This window comes from Mucilaginibacter yixingensis, assembly GCF_041080815.1.
GTDB lineage: Bacteria > Bacteroidota > Bacteroidia > Sphingobacteriales > Sphingobacteriaceae > Mucilaginibacter > Mucilaginibacter yixingensis.
This window is the reverse complement of sequence record NZ_CP160205.1, coordinates 2343302-2364700: the sequence shown is the minus strand read 5'-3', so window position 1 is coordinate 2364700 and position 21399 is coordinate 2343302. Positions and strand designations below refer to the sequence as shown.

The following is a 21399-nucleotide window of genomic DNA, read 5'->3' as shown; positions in this document are numbered from 1 at the left end:
TTAGAAGGCCTTTAGAAGTGCGGGCTACACTTGTATTATAACAAATGTAGAACAAACTAAAAAAAGCCTTTATGAAAACATTGCTCATTCCAACCGATTTCCAGTTAGAGACCACGCATTGCGTGCCTCAGCTTGTTCATCGCTTCCATCCGCAGAAGCTGAATATCTTGATGGTACACCTGGTAGGTATTACCGACTCTGTGGGCGAACTGCTGATGCTCTCGCGCCGCTCTGCCGAGAACCGTTTTATATCCGACGATTTTTATCGCACCTGTCATAACCTGCGCAAATCTTACGCCGATAGCATTCAGGATATTCGTATCGAATTTTTCTACGGCAATACCATGGCCGCTTTCAAAAATTACCTGGATGCCAATAATGTAGATACCATTGTTACGCTGAAAGATCTGGACTATGAATTGCTGACCGAAAGGAGCCTCGATCCGGACGCTTTTATTAACCGCAGTGGCAGAAATGTATTGACGATAGATTTGAACAAACCATTGTTTGAGCTGCCAAAGCAAGCGCCATTAACTGTATTAGAACCAGAAACCGTTTAAACTTTTAGAATTATGCTATTAAAAAAGAATGTACCGTTCAGTTATGTGTTCGGTAAAATAAAGATGGAGATGATTTTTCTAACCATCTATTCAACAGCGGTGTATGCAGCGCACAGCTATTTTAAACTGCAGGGTATTTCTATTCCGCTGGCTATCCCGGGTATATTAGGCACCATCATATCGCTGTTGTTAGCGTTCAGGTCTAATCAGGCCTATGACCGTTGGTGGGAAGCCCGCACATTGTGGGGCGCTATTGTAAACGATTCGCGTTCGTTCGCGCGTCAGGTGCTGTCATTCATTGACAACGCTTATGGCGACGCCGATAAACAGCAGTTAAAAGAGCGAATGATTAAACGCCAAATGGCCTGGTGCCATGCGTTGAGCCATCACCTTCGCGGACAAAATGCACAGCAGGGCTTGGGTAAATACCTGTCTGACGATGAATATCGGGCCTTAAATGGTATAAAACATGTGCCAGTAGCACTGATGGAAAGTCACGCTGATGATCTGCGGATAGCTATGCGTATGAACTGGATTAACGAGTATCAGCAAGTAGCACTGGATGAAACCCTCACCCGTTTCTCAAATGCAATGGGCGGCTGCGAGCGGATTAAAAACACGGTGTTTCCCGTTACTTATAGTTTCTATATCCACGTGCTGGTGTTGTTATTTGTAATTCTGATGCCTTTTGGATTGACAGAGTTTTTTGGCATATTCCAGATTCCGCTAGTAGTTGCTATCTCATCATCGTTGTTTTTGATTGAGAAAATGGCCATCCATTTACAGGATCCATTTGAAAATAAGCCTACGGACACGCCAACCACCACTATCAGTCGTAATATTGAGCGCGATTTGAACCAGATGCTGAAAAATGAAACCAGCACCGAGGCTGATAAAACCAGCACCGTTGCCGGTACCAATGCTGTGTTCTATGTGCTATAAATGCACCCTGCTAAAACTCCTATAAAAACGAAAACGGAAGCCTCATCTTTGCGATTTGACTTCCGTTTTCTGCATCCGCTGGCTGCCATAGCAACCTGCGGGCATCAATTCCTTTGATTCTTTGACCGGTTTGCCCTGTTTTCTTAATTGTTGCAAACTTTGAATAGTGGCAAAACCTGTTATCCCTTTACCTGCCTTGCAACACCGTAGTGCGCCGACAGCGGTATAATGCCCCATTAGTTGTACTCCCCTTTTTATAACATGTCTCTTTCGAAACAGTCACCTTTCGGGGCAACTCAATATAACCCGGCTTTTGCGTGGCTATCACTAAGATTTACACGCGTTTAGCTCAATGTTTATCGTAAGGCTGTCAAAGTACGTCGTTCTTGATAGTATCTAAGTTAGGTAAGGCATCAATACCAGTCAATAGCTACCGTCTTGTTTTTATAAACAGGTTATTAACCTTTATTGGTGAGTTATTAACAATAATTCACATTTTAATTAGCGTAGATAGGCCTTTTAAAAATCTCAGACAATGTACTGGTTTAAAGGATTAGCCAACTAGGATGGTTCCCGTCTGCCGCCACTTCTCCCTTCAATATATTTTTCAAATATTAATTAAGTTGTTATTTTAGTAACGCTTAAACCCGGTCACAAATGCTACCGATCTTTATACTCGATAGCTATATTCTGGCCTGTTTAACTAGTTCTGTTGAATTACCTTCTTTGCATTAAAAACTGAAACTTAAAACCACTTATCATCATGGAAGAAAACATTCCGGCTTTATCTTCTGCACCTACAGTAACTCATTGCAGCGCCTGCTACGTTAGCGTATTGTCTGAAGATGCTTTTTGCAATAATTGCGGCTACCCATTGAAAGGCACCGAGGAAGAACAGGCAAATTTTAAAGCCGATCTTGCAGTAAAAGAAATTGATTTGCTTGATTATAAAGAAAAGATTGACAAAGCTGGCAAAAGGCTTTACCTCACCGCCGGGTTATTAGGACTAGGAACTATTCTGGACGGCATAAAACTAAGGGGGACGCCGTATTTAATGGCAGGAATTATTTTAGACTTAATTGTTTGCGCCGCATTTATATTTCTGGGTGCGTGGAGCAAACGCAAGCCCTTTGCTGCATTGGTATCTGGTATCAGTTTATATGGTATAGTAATTATCCTACAGGTTATTGATGACCCGGTAAATATCATTAAAGGTATATTAATTAAAATCTTCATTATCGCCTGCTTAATTGATGGTATTAAGGCTGCTATTGCTGCAGAAAAGATTAAGAAAGAAACTCACCTTACCTAAAATGGATTTCGAGGCAACAGATACAGTTACAACCTGCATCAGTTGCAATGCAGCTATTGCTACCGATAGCCGGTTTTGCAAAAGCTGTGGCAGCTTGCAAGTAGAATCAAACCCCGAGGAAACAACGCATAAAATGTCATCGTTGATGCAGGTTGGTGTTTTCTACGCTTTGCAGTTGGGTATCTGTTGCCTTTTCACATTTACAAAAAGTTTACAAACTTTTACATGCATGCTTATTGCCGATGGTGGTTTAGCTGCTATTGCCGTAGCTTTTTTTGTTGCAGGCTGGCATAACAACCGCTATTTATTGCGATGGAATAACTTCTCTTTTTCTAAGTTGTGCCTTTACTGCGCAGTGGCTTTTAGTTTTGCATTATTAGTACATTATGCAATTACCTGGCTTAACGTTAAGCTGTTTTCCAGGCATCTTTATTATTATTTGTTTTTCAGAGAGAATGGTCATGGTGCTGTTTGGATGATTTTCTCTATAGCAGTTTATCCAGCATTGTTTGAAGAGCTTGCATATCGTGGTTATGTGTTGGAAAAACTAGGTACTATAACCGATGTAAGACAGGCTATTTTCATTACATCCTTACTCTTCGCTGTTATTCATTTGTCGTTTCTTTCCTTGTTTTGGTTGATCCCGTTTTCCTTGTTCCTGGCTCATGTACGTGCCAAGGAACAGACATTATGGTATGGATCTGCCATTCACTTCTGTTTTAATCTAACAGTTTGCCTGCTAGAGCTTATCAATTAACCGTTGCATCTTATCGTTAGGGGAAAATTATTTTCCAAAAGCCAGAACAAACTTTTTGCCCACCTCGTAAAAAGAGTAAAACTATTGGTTGTTAACCCGGCTGTTTGATGCGGTTCTGTTTAGCTAATTTTGGGCGAACTCTACAAAAAACATACAGCCACTATGATGACATTTATGAGCTTTATTTTACCATCAAAAACTTGGGTCTATCTCATCACCGGGATGTCTGTGTTTGCATCGCATTGTCGAGTAACACCGCTGCCGTCAAAGCCTGTGTCGACTGATTCTGCCATAACTGCCGAATCGTCGCTTACCACCTCTGGTGCTAAAACTACCACAGCGTCCACAGTGCCATTAAAAAACATGTTTGGCATTAACTCTTACGAGTGGGATTTTTTGCAAAACCCGGCTGATCCTAATAACCGCACCACAATTTATGAGACCAACATGGCGCTCATCAAATCATTTAGCGCGGTGCGCCATTACATGAATTGGAATAAGCTGGAAAATACAGAAGGTAACTACACTTACGACCCTACTAATGATGGCAGTTGGGATTATGATTTAATTTATACTCGTTGTAAACAGGAAGGCATTACTGTATTGGCCGATTTGAAAAACTGTCCACGTTGGATGCTGGCATCTTATCCCGCAGATCAGCAAGACGACGAGAACGCTCCCCTGCCCTACGGTGCCGATATGAGCAAGCCGGCCAGTTACCTGGCTATGGCCAAAGTGGGCTTTCAGTTTGCTGCGCGATATGGATCAAACGCTGCAGTAGATAAATCACTGGTAACGGTAGATAGTCGTCCGCGTTGGACTAATGATCGTATCAACGTAGTCAAAATAGGTCTTAACCTGGTGAAATACATTGAATGTAATAACGAACCTGACCGTTGGTGGAAAGGCCCGCAAACAACACAAACACCAGAGCAATATGCCGCTAACCTTTCTGCTTTTTATGATGGCGATAAAGGCAAGCTAGGTAAAAATGCAGGCGTAAAAACCGCAGATCCTAACATGATGGTAGTAATGGGCGGTATTGCCACCTGCGATCCAAATTATGTGGCCCGTATTATTGCCTGGTGTAAAACCAATCGCGGCACCCGTGCAGATGGTTCGGTAGATTTATGCTTTGACGTAGTAAACTATCATTATTACTCTAATAATGGAAGCGTAATTACCCACCGTACGGCCAGCACCGGTGTTGCTCCGGAGTTATCAGATGCCGGTACTATTGCAGATTCATTTACTAAGGTAGCCTATCAATATCATTTGCCGGTTTGGGTTACCGAAGCTGGTTATGATATTAACCAGGGCAGTTATCAGAAAGCTATTCCAATCGGTACTAAATCAGCCTTAATTACTCAAGCTGATTGGATTTTGCGTACTTCATTGTTGTATATGCGTCACCACATTGCAAGCGTATATTTTTATCAGTTGTTTGATGCTAATCCGGGCTATGCTGGTCAGTATTCAACATCTGGCTTGGCCGAGAATGGTCAGCGCCGTCCGGCAGCAGATTATATTTTGCAGACCACTAAACTAATGGGTACCTACACTTATGTAAAAACCATCAGCACCAATCCATTGGTTGACCAGTATCAGAACGGTAAGAAAACCATGTATGTGTTGACAGTTCCAGATCAGGTTGGTCGCACTGCTGCCTATACGCTTGATCTGGGTAAAACCACGCTGACTGCCAACATTTACAACCCCAAGGTAGGTGCCGATGCAATGACCAAAACCACCAAAGTTACTCTTGCCGGTAAAGTAAATGTAACCGTAACAGAAACACCGATGTTTATAGAATCGGCTCAATAATAGTTTTTTAGATTAATTAAACACACCTGGATGGAGGCGCCTCAAAAGGGCGCCTTTTCTTTTAAAGGGCTGCCAGAATTTGGCGCACCTGATTGGCATAACCTCCGCCAAACAAATTAACATGAACCAATAACGGATACAGGTTCCAGATTTTTAATCTCCCCTGCCAGCCAGGTTGCAGCGGGTAAGCATCGTTGTAAGCCTTATAAAACGTGGCGTTAAACCCGCCGAATAGGGCCGTCATGGCTATATCAAACTCGCGGTTACTGTAGCTTACGGCTGGATCTATTAAATAAGGTTGCTCTTTGGTGTTGATGAGATAGTTACCGCTCCACAGATCGCCGTGAACAAGGGCGGGCGGTTCGTCGGGGTGCAAACCAGGTAATTTTTCATATAGCTGATCAAAGTCATCCTGGTCATTATCATTAAGCTGACCCGATTCTATAGCCATTTTTACCATCGGCTTTAAGCGTTCCTTAACAAAAAAATCGCTCCAACTTTTATGCCGATTGTTCTTTTGCGGTAACGAGCCCATGTAATTGTCCTGATGAAAGCCAAATAGGTCTGCGGTATGTTCATGCATGGCGGCCAACTGCCGGCCAAGGTTTTTGGAAGCTTGCTCGCTTGGGTACCAGGTTTCAATCCACTCTAATAAAAGATAGCTTTCTTTGCCGGCATAGCCCTGGTAGATAACGTCAGGTACGGCAATGGTTTCTGTTTGACGAATGGCTGATAACCCTTGCGCTTCGTGCGCAAACATCCCCGGGAAGGCATCTTTGCTATTCACTTTAAGCAGAAACTGGCCTGATGATGTGTCTAGTCTGTAAACTTGATTGATATCGCCTCCGCTCACCGCACTGGTGTCTTTGATTTTCACCGCGAGGCGATTTTCTATATCATTTTTTAAAGGAGTGGAAAAAGACATCTGTTTAGCAGCCGGCGCCAAAGATATACATTAGCCTTTATTGATTAAGCAGTTTCTTTTTGCGGGCTTCATATTCATCTTTGGTGATGGCGCCAGAGTCCATTAATCCTTTCAGTTTCTTGATTTCGTCGGCCACGTCAGCTACAGGTGCGCCGTTGGCTTCCTGCGTATTGCCTTTACATGGCACTACTTCGCAGGCCAGGATGGCGTCATCAATAAACATAGAAAAACGGAACGGACCGCCGGCATTCACCATAAACAGATATTTGTCAACGCCGTTGAGTTGCATTTTACGCATGCTTTTAATCACCACCCCGCTATTGGCAAAATCTTTTGGCAAACCACGGCCGCCACTGGTACGTGCCCCGGGCAGTGTTGGTAACCCCAACCCCCTATCTTCAATATAAAGAAATCCGCCGGTGTCTTTTGATCCTTTTCCAAGGCGAACGGTATCATTAAGATGATAAGTAACGCCGTTAATGGCTTTGTATTCTTTGATAGTCTGCGCCAATGTAACCATTGGCATCAGCACAGCTGCAAGCAATAAAATTTTTTTCATAGGTGTAAATGGCTAACTAAGTTAGGCAAATCCGTTAATTGATACTAATTTATTGCGGCAAAAAACTATTTTTGCAGTTCAAATGGAGCACATACGTAATTTTTGTATCATTGCACACATTGACCACGGCAAGAGTACTCTGGCCGACAGGTTATTGGAGTACACTGAAACCATCACCAAGCGCGAGGCACAAGCTCAGTTGCTGGATGATATGGATCTGGAACGCGAACGCGGTATCACCATTAAAAGCCACGCCATACAAATGGACTATGTGCTTGATGGTCAGAAATATGTTTTAAACCTGATTGACACTCCGGGACACGTAGATTTTAGCTACGAGGTTTCGCGTTCAATTGCTGCCTGCGAGGGCGCACTGCTTATTGTAGATGCATCGCAAGGTATACAGGCACAAACCATCTCTAATCTTTATCTGGCGTTAGAGAACGACCTTGAAATTATCCCCGTATTAAACAAGATGGACCTTCCGGGCGCTATGCCAGAGGAAGTAAAAGACCAGATTGTTGACCTGATTGGTTGTAAACGTGAAGATATCCTGGCTGCATCTGGTAAAACCGGCATGGGCGTGCATGATATTCTGCGTGCTATTGTAGAGCGTGTACCTGCCCCTGTTGGCGACCCGACAGCGCCGCTGCAGGCCCTTATTTTCGACTCGGTATTTAACTCTTTCCGTGGCATCATCGCTTACTTTAAAGTAGTGAATGGTGAAATAAGGAAAGGTGACAGGGTGAAATTTGTTGCTACCGAACGCCAGTATTTTGCCGACGAAGTAGGTACTTTAAAGCTGAACCAGCTACCCAAAGACGTAATTAAGACAGGTGATGTAGGTTACATCATCTCCGGTATAAAAGAAGCGAAAGAAGTAAAAGTAGGTGATACCATTACTACGGTAGACCGTCCCTGCGCCGAAGGGATACAAGGTTTTGAAGAGGTGAAACCAATGGTTTTTGCCGGCATTTACCCAGTTGACACCGAGGATTACGAAGAACTGCGCGAAAGCATGGCCAAACTGCAACTGAACGATGCCTCGCTGGTTTTTGAACCAGAATCATCGGCAGCGCTGGGCTTTGGTTTTCGTTGTGGTTTCCTGGGGATGCTGCACATGGAGATCATCCAGGAGCGTTTGGAGCGCGAGTTCGATATGACGGTGATTACCACCGTTCCCAACGTGTCATACAAAGCTTTCACTACAAAAGGCGAGGAACTGTTGGTAAATAACCCGAGCGACCTGCCCGATCCAAGTAAAATTGATTTTGTGGAAGAGCCGTTTATAAAGGCCACTATCATTACCAAAAGTGAGTTTGTGGGCCCGGTGATGTCGCTTTGTATCCAGAAACGGGGGATGATCGTTAACCAATCGTATCTGACGTCAGACCGTGTTGAGCTGATCTTTGAGATGCCGATGGGTGAGATCGTATTTGATTTTTATGATAAGTTGAAAACCATCTCCAAAGGCTACGCCTCGTTTGATTATCACCAGACCGGCTACCGCCAGAGCGACCTGGTAAAACTGGATATTCGTTTGAATAGTGAGCCGGTGGATGCTTTGTCGTCATTGATCCACCGCAGTAACTCGTACGACTTTGGTAAAAAGATCTGCGAAAAGCTGAAAGAACTGCTGCCACGTCAGCAATTTGAAATTGTGATACAGGCCTCGATCGGTGCCAAAATTATCGCCCGCGAGACTGTAAAAGCCATGCGTAAAGACGTAACCGCCAAGTGTTATGGTGGTGACATCTCGCGTAAGCGTAAACTGTTGGAAAAACAGAAGGCCGGTAAAAAACGTATGCGCCAGGTTGGCAACGTGGAAATACCACAGAGCGCGTTTATGGCCGTTTTGAAATTAGACTAATATTTTCCCTTGCAGCCCCTTAACTGGGGCTGTTTGGTTATGTTATACAGACAAACTACATATAGATCGCTTACAGGTAGCAGGAGCTTAATTGAACTGAGCGACTTTGCCTACGGGGAATGGATCGTTTATGAAAACAACGTTCCTAAATATCATGTGCAATGTTTTGATGAGAAAGAGTCATCAAGCGTAATCAAAGCACTGTTGACTAACGGCAAAACGTTCGAAAATATCCTTGACTGTATTAATAAGCAAAACGGAACCAGGTTGTCTTTGAAAAAAAGACCAATTATTTTGATAGTAAAACGCACTGAATTGATCGAACTAGATCTTAAACCCTTACCAAACCACTTACTTAAAGAATTAAAATAATGCAGTTACTCGACGGTAAATACGTATCAGAAAAATTAAAAGGTGAAATTGCTGAGCAGGCAGCGGCTTATCTGGAAAAGAGCGGTCGTAAACCACATTTGGTGGCTGTGCTGGTTGGCCATGACGGTGGCAGCGAAACTTACGTGGCCAGCAAAATGAAGAACTGCGAGAAAGTAGGCTTTAAATCTACTCTGGTACGTTACGAGTCTGATGTTACTCAAGAGGAACTGTTAGCTAAAGTTGCCGAACTGAACGCCGATGAAGATATCGACGGTATCATCGTTCAGCTACCGTTACCAAAACACATCGATCCGGAGAAAGTTACCGAGCGCATAGATTATAAGAAAGACGTGGACGGCTTCCATCCTATTAACCTGGGCCGCATGCAACGTAACCTGCCGTCGTTTATTCCGGCTACTCCTTTTGGCATTACGCTGATGCTGAAAGAGTATGGTATTGAAACTGCCGGTAAGCATTGCGTGGTAGTTGGCCGCAGCAATATTGTGGGCTCGCCAATGAGCATTTTGATGGCTCGTAACACTCAACCGGGCAACTGTACGGTAACCATTTGCCATAGTCGTACACCAGATATTAAGAAGTTTACGCTGGATGCCGATATCCTGATCGTAGCCATCGGCAAGAAAAACTTTATCACTGCCGATATGGTGAAAGAAGGTGCAGTGATAGTTGACGTAGGTATGAACCGCGAAACATCAACTACTACCAAATCTGGCTACAAACTTTATGGCGATGTTGATTTTGAAAACGTTGCGCCAAAAGCATCATGGATTACCCCGGTACCCGGTGGTGTTGGTTTGATGACCATCATCGGTTTGTTGCGTAATACCCTGGCCTCGGCCAATGGGGAGGTTTATTAAAGAGTTTCCTCTATATATTCAATCAACCGCATGTCATTTCGAACGAAGCGGAGCATAGAGAGAAATCTTTTCGAAGCGATCTAACGGGATCCTAATCCGAAAAGATTTCTCCTCACGCCACCACACATTCCCTTGCTGGTTCGTTCGAAATGACAGCGTGTTTAAAGCATCACGCCTCTATCCTCCGCTCCTCATTCTCATCGGCCCAAATCATCGATACAATCTTCCAGTTTCCATCAACCCAAACAAACTGTATGTAGGCTATACCGCGGGTTGGGTTGGGTAATTGATGATCGTCAAAACTATATTCATAAACGCTGGTACGGTGAGCTATTTTACCGAAAAACTCAGTTCGGGCGCTCAATTCCCGGCGCATGTAGTTTTCTATCTCGCGATCGGCTACTAACGAGATGATATTTTTAAGATAGCTTTCGGCGGTATAGATCACCGGCTCTTTGAAGCCGTTATCAATCATAAAACCATCACCATAAAAGAAGGCTTCTATGTCGGTAGCGTTCAGCTCATAATCGGGGTGATTTCTGAAACTCAGCGCGCGATAAAAGTCAGAAGTTATAATATCTAAAGCAGTGGTATCCATTACTTGAAAAGGTTTATTAAGTTTTCCTTCCAAGTATTAAAGCCCACATAGATCTCATTTGTTTTTATTTTTACGGGATAGGTATGGATAAAATCATTCTGTCCGGGGCTCCCGCGACCGGTCTGCAGATCATACGAGAAACGGTGGATCGGGCAAACCAGTTTACCGTCTTTACACCATCCGCGGGAGATATCCTCCTGTGCGTGCGGGCATCTGGAGGCCAGGGCAAATACCTCGCCGTTATAACCAACAAGGCAAAGGCTCTTACCGCCTGCCACTACTTTCTTAATAAAAGGCTCCTGGGTATAAACAACGCCGGGCACTTTAAACCAGTTCATGCCCGCAATTTAGAAATCAATTTTCAGATTGGTAACAGTTGGGTCTTTAATCATTTCGTCCATGTTGGTTACCAGGGTTACACGCTTGCGGTCGGCTGATAGAATGGCGTGCGGGTTATTGATCTTTTTTACCGGTGTAGCAAAATTGAGCACGATTTTATACGGCGTCTCAATCAACATGGCTTTGGCCATAGCAAAGGTGCTTTGGGTACGTTTTAGAAAAGCGTTGAATTTAGAGAGATCTATAATGCGGTAAAACTTATGCGGGGTAATCTCGTAATCATAATAATCCTGACCGGCGATGAGTTGCTGCGCATCAAAACTGCTCAGGTTTTTGGCGCCCTTGGTTAGTCCGCTAAACTGGCTGTCGCCGGCTATTTTAGAGAGATGCTCTACGTAGTATTCCAAGTCGGCAATATTCTTGGCCTGGTGCACCACACTTACTTTCATTAAGTTTTTTTTCAGATTCATGTTAACCAAAAGATTGCTTGATTTGGCCATATTGGCTTCTTCGGCATTCATGCGGTTTTGGGTGCTATCTGGCAGGGCGCTGTAAAAGTTGAGCGAAGTGTCTTTAGCCATAGCAAATTGTGGCGTGGCACGTACCGAGTCTGACATCAGGTTCATGAGTACCGACACCGCTTTGCTCATATCAAAGTTGTAGGCTATTTTACAGGAACCATCGGCCTTAAAGTCATAGACCTCCTCGATGTCAACACATGATGTGAGACACAACATAAGGCCAAGAAATACAAGGAAGTAGCGTTTTTTCATAAGCCCGCCCATTTATATATAAAACTATGAATTAAAAATTCAGTTTAGCAAGTAACCCATCCCTTTGTACGAAAAATAATTCTCAGGTGTTCGATTCATCACATTTAAGTAATATCGGTAACTGAAGCTATGCCCCAACCTTATTATCCGTATATTTGCGCCCTTATTTATGGCACACGTAATACCAGAAGACGGCACCATGCTTCCATTAATGGAAGAGTTTTACACCATTCAAGGCGAAGGGTTTAATACTGGAAAAGCCGCGTATTTTATTCGTTTGGGTGGTTGTGATGTGGGCTGCCATTGGTGCGATGTAAAAGAAAGCTGGGATGCCGAACTGCACCCGCTCACTCACGCCGATGTGATTGTGAAAAACGCAGGCCAGCATCCGGCCAAAGCTGTGGTTGTTACCGGTGGCGAGCCGTTGATCTATAACTTGGATTACCTGACTGCCCAGCTGCAAGAACACGGTATCCGTACCTTTATTGAAACTTCGGGAGCCTATCCTCTTTCTGGTAACTGGGATTGGATCTGCCTGTCTCCAAAGAAATTTAAGGCCCCTACTCCCCACGTAGCCGAGAAGGCCGACGAGCTAAAAGTGATCGTTTTTAACAAATCAGACTTTATGTGGGCCGAAGAACATGCCAAAATGGTTGGCCCCAACTGTAAACTTTATTTACAACCAGAGTGGTCTAAGGCTAAAGAAATGATACCACTGATTGTAGATTATGTGATGAATAACCCGCAGTGGGAAATATCGTTGCAAACGCATAAATATCTTAATATCCCGTAAGCGGTATTGATAATCCAACCCTTAGTTTTTAATAAAAACGCCTTTGCTAAGTACTGTTTACTGTAAATCAGAGTGCTTTATTTTTACAACTTACATTACAAATCCGCGTTTAAACACCCGAAATCCAAAATCAAACATTAACTTAGGGTTATAAGATCCTTTGTGATGAAAGCCCCTTTACTACTGCTATTATTGCTGGTACCGGTAATTGTGTTTGCCCAATCGAGGCAGTACAGCACTACCGATAAGGAGGCAATTAAACTTTATGCAGAGGCTAATCAGGATATTGATAGTCATTTGTATGATGATGCTATAGTCAAGTTAACCAAGGCGCTGGATAACGACGGTAAGTTTATAGAGGCCCATGCCCAGATAGCCGATTTGTATAGCCTGAAGCATTTTTGGGGCGAAGCCATAAAGCATTATAAGAAAGTAGCGCTGTTGAATGCCGATTTTAACCGGGGTATCTACCTGAAAATGGGAGAAGCCGAAGTAAATGACGCGCAATATGCCGCCGCCATTCCCGATCTGGAGAAATACCTCACCTACCCCAATGCTACTGAGCAAAACCGTTTTTTTGCGCGCAAGCTGATTGCCGATTGCGAGTTTAGCATTAAGGCCATCCAAAACCCGGTACCGTTTAAGCCGGTTAACATGGGCCCGGAAATTAATACCGCTAATGACGAATATCTGCCCGTTGCTACTGCGGATGAAAGTATGCTGATCTTTACTCGTAAGATCAACAATAACGAAGATTTTTATCGTAGTCTGAAGAAAGACGGGAAATGGCAAACGGCCGTTTACCTGAGCAACCAGATTAATACGCCTAATTATAACGAGGGTGCACAATCTATCTCGCAGGATGGTAAATACCTGTTTTTTACTGGTTGTAACCGTCCGGATGGCTTAGGTCGGTGTGATATTTATATATCCCAAAAACGTGGCGACGACTGGTCGAAACCGTTTGACTTGAGTCCGCCGATTAATACGCCGGGTTGGGAATCACAACCATCGATAAGCGCGGATGGCCGGACGTTATATTTTGTGAGCAACCGTAAAGGCGGCTATGGTGGCTATGACATTTGGAAATCCAGATTAACCGAAAAAGGTTGGGGTGAGCCCGAGAATATGGGGCCAAACATCAATACCTCCTTTGATGAGCAATCGCCATTTATTCATGCTGACGATAGTACATTCTATTTCTGCTCAAACGGCTGGCCGGGATTGGGCAGTAAGGATTTGTTTGTTAGTCGCCTAGGGAAAGATGGCAAATGGCAAAAGCCACAGAACCTGGGCTATCCCATTAACTCTAACGGCGATGAAAACGGTTTGACCATTAACGCCAACGGCACTTACGCTTTCTTTGCTTCCAACAATCTGAATGGCTACGGTGGTTATGATATTTACACATTTGAGCTACCCGCCAGCGACAGGCCACGGGCTGTTACCTACGTAAAAGGCACAATAACAGACAGCAGAACCAAAGAACCGCTGGAAGCTCAAGTAGAGATTGTAGACCTGCAAAAGAACGTCCCTGTTTACCAGGATTATAGCTCGGCCAGTGGCGATTTTTTGGCTACACTTACCTCTGGCAAAAACTATGGATTGACTATTTCTAAGAATGGCTATTTGTTCTATTCGGCTAACTTGCCGGTGCTGGATAAATCATCAGCCAGCAAGCCTTACGTCATTGAAGTATCTATGCACCCTATTGAGGTAGGCGGCAGGATGATTCTGGCTAATATCTTCTTCGATACCAATCGTTATGATCTGAAACCAGAGTCGATGTCTGAATTGCAGAAACTGATTGATTTTATGGCGCTAAACCCAACCGTTAAAATACAGATCTCGGGCCATACGGACGATATTGGTAATGATCAGATGAATCAGGTATTATCCGAGAATCGGGCCAAATCAGTTTATCAATATCTCATTAATCATCAGGTACCTCCCGCACGACTGGCTTTTAAAGGCTATGGCAAAACTATGCCAATTGTGCAAAATACCAGCGATGAAAACCGCGCACAGAACCGTAGGACGGAGTTTGTTATTGTGGGGAAATAAATTTCAGGTAATGCTTATTCAAGACATTGATTGTAAATACGCTAGCTTATTCATAGGCCGTAGTGAGGATGGGTACTATCTTAATCTTCTGTTCTGCGATGAAAATAATCATGGATTATTTTTTGACGGGAGTTACTTTACTTACGTGCAGGAAGTGAATATTCCCTCTGACTATTTAAAAGCAGATTTTCCCTGGGATAGAGGTAATTATCCTATAGAGTCTATTAAAATAGATGATGATTTTTCACATCTAATTTATTTTACCGGTGGCGATATCTGGAAGATAGAAATAATGCCGCTTGGCTATAACGGTAGGCTTCTACAGGTATTATCTCCTTACAATGTAAATGAACTTAGTGAGGATATTGAAGAGTACTTTAAAGATTTTGCGGATTGTAATATAAAAACGTAACTAAATACTAAGGGCGCAGAGACATCTCCCAGCGCCCTTGATTATGACATTTGTTATGTTTTTTTAATTAGCCCGGGCTTAATTCCCCAACTCGCTCATAAATTTAATTCTCATCAACTGCACTTCTTCGCGGGTATAGTCATCTGATCCCAGTTCAGAAAGTGCGTTATCGATAGAGTCGCTATCGGCAGATTTAAAGTAATCGTAAACCTCTTCCTGTTTATCTTCATCTATTACTTCGTCAATATAATAGTTCAGGTTCAGTTTGGTACCCGAGTTAACGATGGTTTCTACTTCACGCAGCACATCCTCGTAAGTAATACCTTTTGAGGCCGCTATATCTTCCAGATCCAAATGACGGTCGATATTTTGGATGATATAAACCTTCAGTGCCGATTTATTGGCTGCGCTCTTGATCACCATATCAACCGGACGATCGATATCGTTCTCTTCTACATATTTCTTGATCAGCTCGGTAAATGGCGCGCCGAATTTCATCGCCTTGCCCACACCTACGCCCGAAATCTGTTTCAATTCATCTGTAGTAATAGGATAATGCGTACACATTTCCTCCAACGACGGGTCCTGGAAGATAACAAATGGCGGCAGGCCTTTTTGCTTGGCTACCTTTTTGCGCAGGTCTTTCAACATTTGCAGTAACTGTGTATCCAGTGCGCTAGCAGCTTGTTTTGGATTGTCGTCGCTCTCGTCGTCGTCAGTAGCGCCAACAGGGCGGTTCATGATAAAACGAATACCGTGCGGATTTTCTAAAAAGTCGTGCCCTTTGGCGGTTAACTTCAACAAGCCATAATGATCAATATCTTTCAGCAAGTAGTTATCCAGCATAGCCTGGCGTAATAGCGACTGCCAAACAATCTCGCCCTGATCCTTACCAGAACCAAATTCATCAATCAGATGATGTTCATAATGATGGATCTGCGGATTATCAGTTCCCATTAACAGGCTCACTACGTGATGATCGTCAAACTTCTCGCCAAGTTTTTTAATCAAACTCAGTGCTTTATGCAAATGCTCCTCGCCATCAAAATGTTGCTTGGTGGCGCAGCAGTTATCGCACATGTTGTTACAACCGGCCTCATTAAAGTTTTCACCGAAATAATGCAGGATCTGCTTACGGCGACAAACTGACGATTCAGCGTAGTCTATCACCTCTTTCAGTATCTGGGTACCAATTTCGCGCTCAGATACCGGCTTGTCTTTCATGAATTTCTGTAGCTTATCTATATCCTTTTCAGAATAGAAAGCCACACAGATACCCTCACCCCCATCACGGCCAGAACGACCTGTCTCCTGGTAATAACCTTCCATGCTCTTTGGCATATCATGGTGTATTACATAGCGCACATCAGGTTTATCAATACCCATACCGAAGGCGATGGTGGCCACAATCACATCAATCTCTTCCATCAGGAATTTGTCCTGCGTGTCGGCACGCACCTTGGCGTCAAGACCAGCGTGATATGGCATGGCATTAATACCGTTCAGCGTTAAAGCCTCGGCAACCTCTTCCACTTTTTTACGGCTCAGGCAGTATATAATGCCAGATTTACCCGGATGTTGTTTTACAAAACGGATAATCTCTTTCAGTACGTTGCGTTTCGGCCTTACCTCATAAAACAGGTTTGAACGGTTGAACGATGATTTATACACCGTCGCATTGTTCATCTGTAAGTTCTTCTGAATATCCTGCTGTACCTTTGGTGTAGCAGTTGCTGTAAGGGCTATAATAGGAATATTCTCGCCAATGTTGCTGATTACCTGACGGATCTTACGATACTCCGGACGGAAATCGTGTCCCCATTCAGAAATACAGTGCGCCTCATCAACTGCCACAAACGATACATGATTGAGGCGAAGAAAATCAATATTATCCTGTTTGGTTAATGATTCTGGTGCTACGTACAGCAATTTGGTTTTGCCACTCAGCACATCATCTTTAACACGGGCAATTTCTGATTTGGTAAGAGATGAATTTAAAAAATGCGCAATGCTGTCTGAACCACCGAATGCGCGCAGTTGATCTACCTGATTCTTCATCAGTGCGATCAAAGGCGAGATCACAATCGCTGTGCCCTCGCTCATGAGTGCAGGTAACTGATAGCACATAGATTTGCCACCGCCGGTGGGCATAATCACAAATGTGTCGTTACCTGACAGTATGTTGGTAATGATCGCTTCCTGCTCTCCCTTGAAATTGTCAAATCCGAAGAAGTTCTGGAGATTATCGAAAAGCGATTTTTTTGTTTCGATCATTGAAATAGTACTAGCTTTTTACAGGCGTGATTTGAAAGTTCAAAATAACAAAATTTTCCAATTATTATACAGGAATGTGATACTTTTTTTAAATAAAAATGATAATTTTTACAAACAAATCGTTTTTTTGACCATTTTTACGGTGACTATTGAAGCTCGCATTTAACGGTTTTTACCGCTAAAATATGCTCGGTTTATATAGTTACTTTTTAAAAAACAAACGTATATCATCCTCCGATGAACAAAAACAACTTCGCCATTATCATGGCAGGCGGCATTGGCAGTCGCTTCTGGCCTATCAGCAGAACTTCACATCCTAAACAATTTATTGATATTTTAGGAACAGGCAAAACGCTCATTCAGCAAACGTATGATCGTTTTTTGAAAGTATGTCCGCCCGAAAATATTTTTATAGCAACCAACGAGATTTATAGCGATTTGGTGAAAGCTCAACTTGCAGGTATTCAGGATCAGCAAATATTAACAGAACCAGTTATGCGCAATACTGCACCATGTATTGCCTATGGTTGTTTTAAAATTCAAAGCATTAATCCGGATGCCGTAATTTGCGTTGCGCCTTCAGATCACCTGATTCTGGATGAACCAGCTTTTATCAGTACTATTGAACGCTCTATGGAGACGGCCGTTAGTCACAATTGTTTGATTACGTTGGGCATCAAGCCATCGCGTCCTGACACCGGTTATGGTTATATTCAGTATACCGACCAAACCATTAACGGCGATTTCCATAAAGTAAAAACCTTTACCGAAAAGCCGTCGCTTGATATTGCCAAAACCTTTATTCAAAGCGGTGATTTCCTGTGGAATGCGGGTATCTTTATTTGGTCTGTCAATGCTATTACAGAAGCCTTTGGCAAATATCTGCCAGATATTAATGACATTTTTGTTGATGCCCGCTCTGTATATAACACAGAGACCGAGCGCTCTTATATCCACACCGCTTACCAGCAATGTACTAATATCTCTATTGATTACGGTGTAATGGAAAAGGCATCTAATGTTTATGTGTTGCCGTCTGAGTTTGGTTGGTCTGATTTAGGTACCTGGGCCTCTATCTATCAACTGGCCGAAAAAGATTACGTAGGCAACGCCGTAATTCCTTCAGAGCGCGTTATTATGTACGACTCGTCAAACTGTATGGTAAACGTACCGGAAGGCAAATTGGTAGTACTACAAGGCTTGCATGACTACATTGTGGTAGAGTCTAACAACACCCTGCTCATTTGTCCGCGCGATCAAGAGCAGAACGTAAAGCAAGTAGTGGCCGACGTGAAGCAGAAGTTTGGAACGAAGTATATTTAGCCCACTAGCCCCCTGAAGGGGAAACTCTTATGCATTTCGAAATTCGAATGTTCGATTTCGGATTTATTAGATTTTAATCATAAAAAAAGCGATGGTGTTTGCCATCGCTTTTTTTATGGTAGACATCTTTCTTTTGGATAAGAAATCCGAAATCGAACATCCGCAATCGTTTCTCCTTCAGGGGGCAAGGGGTTATAAGGATCTCTGTCTCACTGCCTCATAAATGATTACCCCTGCGGATACCGAAACGTTAAGTGATTCAATCTCGCCGTACATCGGAATCTTAGCCAGATGATCTGAAATGCGGATTATCTCATTACGTATGCCTTCATCCTCGGCACCCATAATAATAGCGGTTGGTGCTGTATAATCGGGCTGATAAATAAAATCATTAGTTTTCTCTGTACAGCTTACCAATTGTAAGCCACTCTCCTGCAAAAACCGACAAGCCAGCAACAGGTTATCCTGGCGGCAAACCGGTATTTTATAAAGTGCTCCGGCAGATGTTTTAATAGCATCCGGATTGATTTGTGCCGAACCTTTTGATGGCACTACAATGGCATGCACGCCGGCGCATTCTGCGGTGCGGGCAATTGCGCCCATGTTACGCACATCGGTAACACCGTCCAAAACCAATAATAGTGGCACCTCTCCCCTTTCAAAGATCTGCGGGATGATGTCCTCTACTTTTTGATAAATAATAGGTGATATAAAAGCTACGGCCCCCTGGTGATTTTTCGGCGTCAGACGGTCTAACTTTTCTACAGGTACCTGTTGTGATGGGATTTGATATTGATGCAGCAGTACTTTCAATTCCTGCATCAGCCCGCCCGACAAACCGCGTTGGATGTATAACGATTCTATCTCTTTTCCAGAAACTATGGCTTCCATAATGGCTCTGATGCCAAACACCATCTGGTTGCTTTCACGCTTTTCGCGGTTACCGTACTGCATGCTAATTTTTTTAGGATATATCTGCAAAAATAGCTATATTAATCAGAATAAAGGTTTTAAAAAATAAAGTCAATTTTGCTATTTATTTTCCGGCAAATTAGCAATGTCAAGTTATTAACAAGTGATTAACGGCGCTGATTTACAGTTATATATAATAGTTTTCAACACTACACTGTGGATATTGACAAGACTTAAAGTTAATGATGCTCTGAAATTTAGAGGTTTCAGAAAGGGCACCAGAAAAGATATTAATTAGTTGAAATTTGCTTGTTTTTTCGTATATTTTTGTAGGCTATGACTCCCGATAACGAACCTAATAATAAATTTAAAAATTCCGAGAGAAGAGGCCGCTTTCAAAACAACCCGGTAAACAGTGGGTTGGGCAAACTTCCTCCACAGGCTATTGATCTGGAACAGGCCGTTTTAGGCGCACTGATGCTGGAGAAAGATGCCTTGTCATCGGTAGTTGATATCCTAAAGCCAGAGGTGTTTTATGAAGAACGCCACCAGAAAATCTTTCAGGTAATTCGTTTACTGTTTGAGCGCACGTCGCCGGTAGATATTCTTACCGTAACCGCACAACTGCGCCAGCAGGGTGAGTTAGAAATTGTGGGCGGCGCATTCTATGTTACCGAGTTAACCAACCGTGTAGCTTCTGCAGCCAATATTGAATACCACTCGCGTATCATCATCCAAAAATATATTCAGCGCGAGCTGATCAGAATCTCCTCTGACACCATCACCAGTGCTTATGACGACACATCTGACGTACTGGATATTCTGGATAAAGCAGAGAAGAACCTGTTTGACGTTGCCCAAAACAACTTACGTCGCGACTCGCGCAAGATGGACGATCTGATGATCGAGGCCCTGCGTGATATTGAAGCCCTTCGCGATAAAAAAGACGGCCTAACGGGTGTGCCATCCGGCTTTACCGATTTGGACAGAATGACTTCGGGCTGGCAAAAATCAGATTTGGTGATCATCGCGGCTCGTCCGGCGATGGGTAAAACGGCATTCGTATTGAGTTGCGCGCGTAACGCTGCCGTTGATTTTGACAAGCCCGTTGTAGTGTTCTCGCTAGAAATGTCATCTGTTCAGTTAGTAAATCGTTTGATCTCTGGCGAGGCGCAGATTGAGCAGGAAAAGATCCGTAAAGGCTTGCTGGAAGAATGGGAATGGCAGCAGATCCACTCTAAGGTGCGCCGCCTGGAGCAGGCGCCGTTGATTATTGATGACACCCCATCGCTTAATATCTTTGAATTCAGAGCTAAATGTCGCCGCCTTAAATCGCAGTATGATATATCGCTCATCATCATTGACTACTTGCAGTTGATGCATGGTAAAAGCGATGGCAAAGGCGGTAACCGTGAGCAGGAGATTGGTTCGATCTCGCGTGCCTTGAAAACCGTGGCTAAAGAGTTGAACGTGCCGGTAATTGCCCTGTCGCAGTTAAGTCGTGCCGTAGAGAGTCGTCCGGGTGGTTCTAAAAAGCCAATGCTTTCGGATTTGCGTGAATCTGGTTCTATCGAGCAGGATGCGGATATGGTACTCTTCCTGTACCGTCCGGAATACTACGGTTTGGAGGTTGATGAGGATAACAATCCAACACAAGGCGTGGGTGAGGTAATCATTGCCAAGCACCGTAATGGTGAAACAGGTACTGTCAGGCTAAAATTCGTTGGTAAATACGTTAAGTTCACCGACCTTGACCAGGGTGTTGACTTTGGCGGAGGCAGTTTTGGTGCTGGTGGTGGAGGTATGGATCCAATGGGTGGCCTCACTCCTTCTACGAGCTTTGATAAGCCAAATAACTTTATCATTCGTCCATCTCGTATGGACGATATGGATGATGAAGCACCGTTTTAAA

General features: G+C 43.5%; 19 protein-coding genes. 12 read left to right on the top strand and 7 right to left on the bottom strand.

What is annotated here, in order from left to right; all coding sequences use genetic code 11:
* The first annotated feature begins 71 nt into the window (after window positions 1–71).
* From ABZR88_RS09440 to ABZR88_RS09420, 5 genes are all read left to right on the top strand, one after another.
* Entirely contained in the window at window positions 72–560 is a 489-nt protein-coding gene (locus tag ABZR88_RS09440; protein ID WP_107828731.1) for a hypothetical protein, read from the top strand.
* 12 nt (window positions 561–572) lie between these two features.
* The gene (locus tag ABZR88_RS09435) at window positions 573–1502 is read left to right on the top strand and encodes a bestrophin family protein (protein WP_107828730.1); all 930 of its coding nucleotides are present in this window, start codon (window positions 573–575) and stop codon (window positions 1500–1502) included.
* 763 nt (window positions 1503–2265) lie between these two features.
* Complete coding sequence (locus tag ABZR88_RS09430; protein ID WP_107828728.1) at window positions 2266–2814, top strand: hypothetical protein; 549 nt, start codon at window positions 2266–2268, stop codon at window positions 2812–2814.
* 1 nt (window position 2815) lies between these two features.
* A complete protein-coding gene (locus ABZR88_RS09425) occupies window positions 2816–3571 on the top strand; it encodes a CPBP family intramembrane glutamic endopeptidase (RefSeq protein ID WP_170113608.1) in 756 nt (251 codons plus the stop codon).
* A gap of 273 nt (window positions 3572–3844) precedes the next feature.
* Window positions 3845–5395, top strand: a complete 1551-nt coding sequence (locus ABZR88_RS09420; protein ID WP_146166538.1) for a hypothetical protein — start codon at window positions 3845–3847, stop codon at window positions 5393–5395.
* Window positions 5396–5456: 61 nt separating this feature from the next.
* Here ABZR88_RS09420 and ABZR88_RS09415 read toward each other — a convergent pair whose 3' ends face one another.
* Window positions 5457–6272, bottom strand: a complete 816-nt coding sequence (locus ABZR88_RS09415) for a fructosamine kinase family protein (RefSeq protein ID WP_170113607.1) — start codon at window positions 6270–6272, stop codon at window positions 5457–5459.
* Between the two features lie 85 nt (window positions 6273–6357).
* Window positions 6358–6879, bottom strand: a complete 522-nt coding sequence (locus ABZR88_RS09410) for an SHOCT domain-containing protein (RefSeq protein WP_211309812.1) — start codon at window positions 6877–6879, stop codon at window positions 6358–6360.
* Window positions 6880–6961: 82 nt separating this feature from the next.
* Between ABZR88_RS09410 and lepA the strand changes: the two genes are divergently transcribed.
* Together lepA and ABZR88_RS09400 are read left to right on the top strand one after the other, a co-directional pair.
* Entirely contained in the window at window positions 6962–8749 is a 1788-nt protein-coding gene (lepA, locus tag ABZR88_RS09405; RefSeq protein WP_107828724.1) for a translation elongation factor 4, read from the top strand.
* 371 nt (window positions 8750–9120) lie between these two features.
* Window positions 9121–9999, top strand: a complete 879-nt coding sequence (locus ABZR88_RS09400; protein ID WP_107828722.1) for a bifunctional 5,10-methylenetetrahydrofolate dehydrogenase/5,10-methenyltetrahydrofolate cyclohydrolase — start codon at window positions 9121–9123, stop codon at window positions 9997–9999.
* A gap of 169 nt (window positions 10000–10168) precedes the next feature.
* Here the strand turns inward: ABZR88_RS09400 and ABZR88_RS09395 are convergent, their stop codons facing one another.
* The 3 genes from ABZR88_RS09395 to ABZR88_RS09385 are packed head-to-tail and all read right to left on the bottom strand — an operon-like array spanning window position 10169 to window position 11709.
* On the bottom strand, window positions 10169–10597 hold the full coding sequence (locus ABZR88_RS09395; RefSeq protein ID WP_107828721.1) for a hypothetical protein: 429 nt from the start codon (window positions 10595–10597) through the stop codon (window positions 10169–10171).
* A complete protein-coding gene (locus ABZR88_RS09390) occupies window positions 10597–10935 on the bottom strand; it encodes a Rieske 2Fe-2S domain-containing protein (RefSeq protein WP_107828720.1) in 339 nt (112 codons plus the stop codon). Before ABZR88_RS09390 ends, ABZR88_RS09395 begins: the two co-directional genes overlap by 1 nt.
* 9 nt (window positions 10936–10944) lie before the next feature.
* Entirely contained in the window at window positions 10945–11709 is a 765-nt protein-coding gene (locus ABZR88_RS09385) for a hypothetical protein (protein ID WP_146166537.1), read from the bottom strand.
* Window positions 11710–11878: 169 nt separating this feature from the next.
* Here ABZR88_RS09385 and ABZR88_RS09380 point away from each other — a divergent pair, with 169 nt between their 5' ends.
* The 3 genes from ABZR88_RS09380 (at window position 11879) to ABZR88_RS09370 (ending at window position 14978) form a co-directional block, all read left to right on the top strand.
* Window positions 11879–12502 carry a 7-carboxy-7-deazaguanine synthase QueE gene (locus ABZR88_RS09380; RefSeq protein WP_107828718.1) on the top strand — a complete coding sequence of 208 codons (624 nt, stop codon included), beginning with the start codon at window positions 11879–11881 and terminating at the stop codon, window positions 12500–12502.
* Window positions 12503–12667: 165 nt separating this feature from the next.
* Window positions 12668–14566 carry an OmpA family protein gene (locus ABZR88_RS09375; RefSeq protein WP_107828717.1) on the top strand — a complete coding sequence of 633 codons (1899 nt, stop codon included), beginning with the start codon at window positions 12668–12670 and terminating at the stop codon, window positions 14564–14566.
* Window positions 14514–14978 carry a hypothetical protein gene (locus ABZR88_RS09370; protein ID WP_146166536.1) on the top strand — a complete coding sequence of 155 codons (465 nt, stop codon included), beginning with the start codon at window positions 14514–14516 and terminating at the stop codon, window positions 14976–14978. The genes ABZR88_RS09375 and ABZR88_RS09370 overlap by 53 nt, the downstream gene beginning before the upstream one ends.
* 78 nt (window positions 14979–15056) lie before the next feature.
* Here the strand turns inward: ABZR88_RS09370 and recQ are convergent, their stop codons facing one another.
* The gene (gene recQ / locus ABZR88_RS09365; RefSeq protein ID WP_107828999.1) at window positions 15057–17249 is read right to left on the bottom strand and encodes a DNA helicase RecQ; all 2193 of its coding nucleotides are present in this window, start codon (window positions 17247–17249) and stop codon (window positions 15057–15059) included.
* Between the two features lie 240 nt (window positions 17250–17489).
* Between recQ and ABZR88_RS09360 the strand changes: the two genes are divergently transcribed.
* Window positions 17490–18575, top strand: a complete 1086-nt coding sequence (locus ABZR88_RS09360; protein ID WP_107828715.1) for a mannose-1-phosphate guanylyltransferase — start codon at window positions 17490–17492, stop codon at window positions 18573–18575.
* A 192-nt stretch (window positions 18576–18767) separates the two neighbouring features.
* On the opposite strand, the gene rlmB is transcribed toward ABZR88_RS09360, so the two are convergent.
* Window positions 18768–19529: a 23S rRNA (guanosine(2251)-2'-O)-methyltransferase RlmB gene (gene rlmB, locus ABZR88_RS09355; protein ID WP_107828714.1), complete on the bottom strand. Its 762-nt coding sequence runs from the start codon at window positions 19527–19529 to the stop codon at window positions 18768–18770.
* 294 nt (window positions 19530–19823) lie between these two features.
* Here rlmB and dnaB point away from each other — a divergent pair, with 294 nt between their 5' ends.
* A complete protein-coding gene (gene dnaB, locus ABZR88_RS09350; RefSeq protein WP_107828713.1) occupies window positions 19824–21398 on the top strand; it encodes a replicative DNA helicase in 1575 nt (524 codons plus the stop codon).
* The last annotated feature ends 1 nt before the right edge of the window (window position 21399 follow it).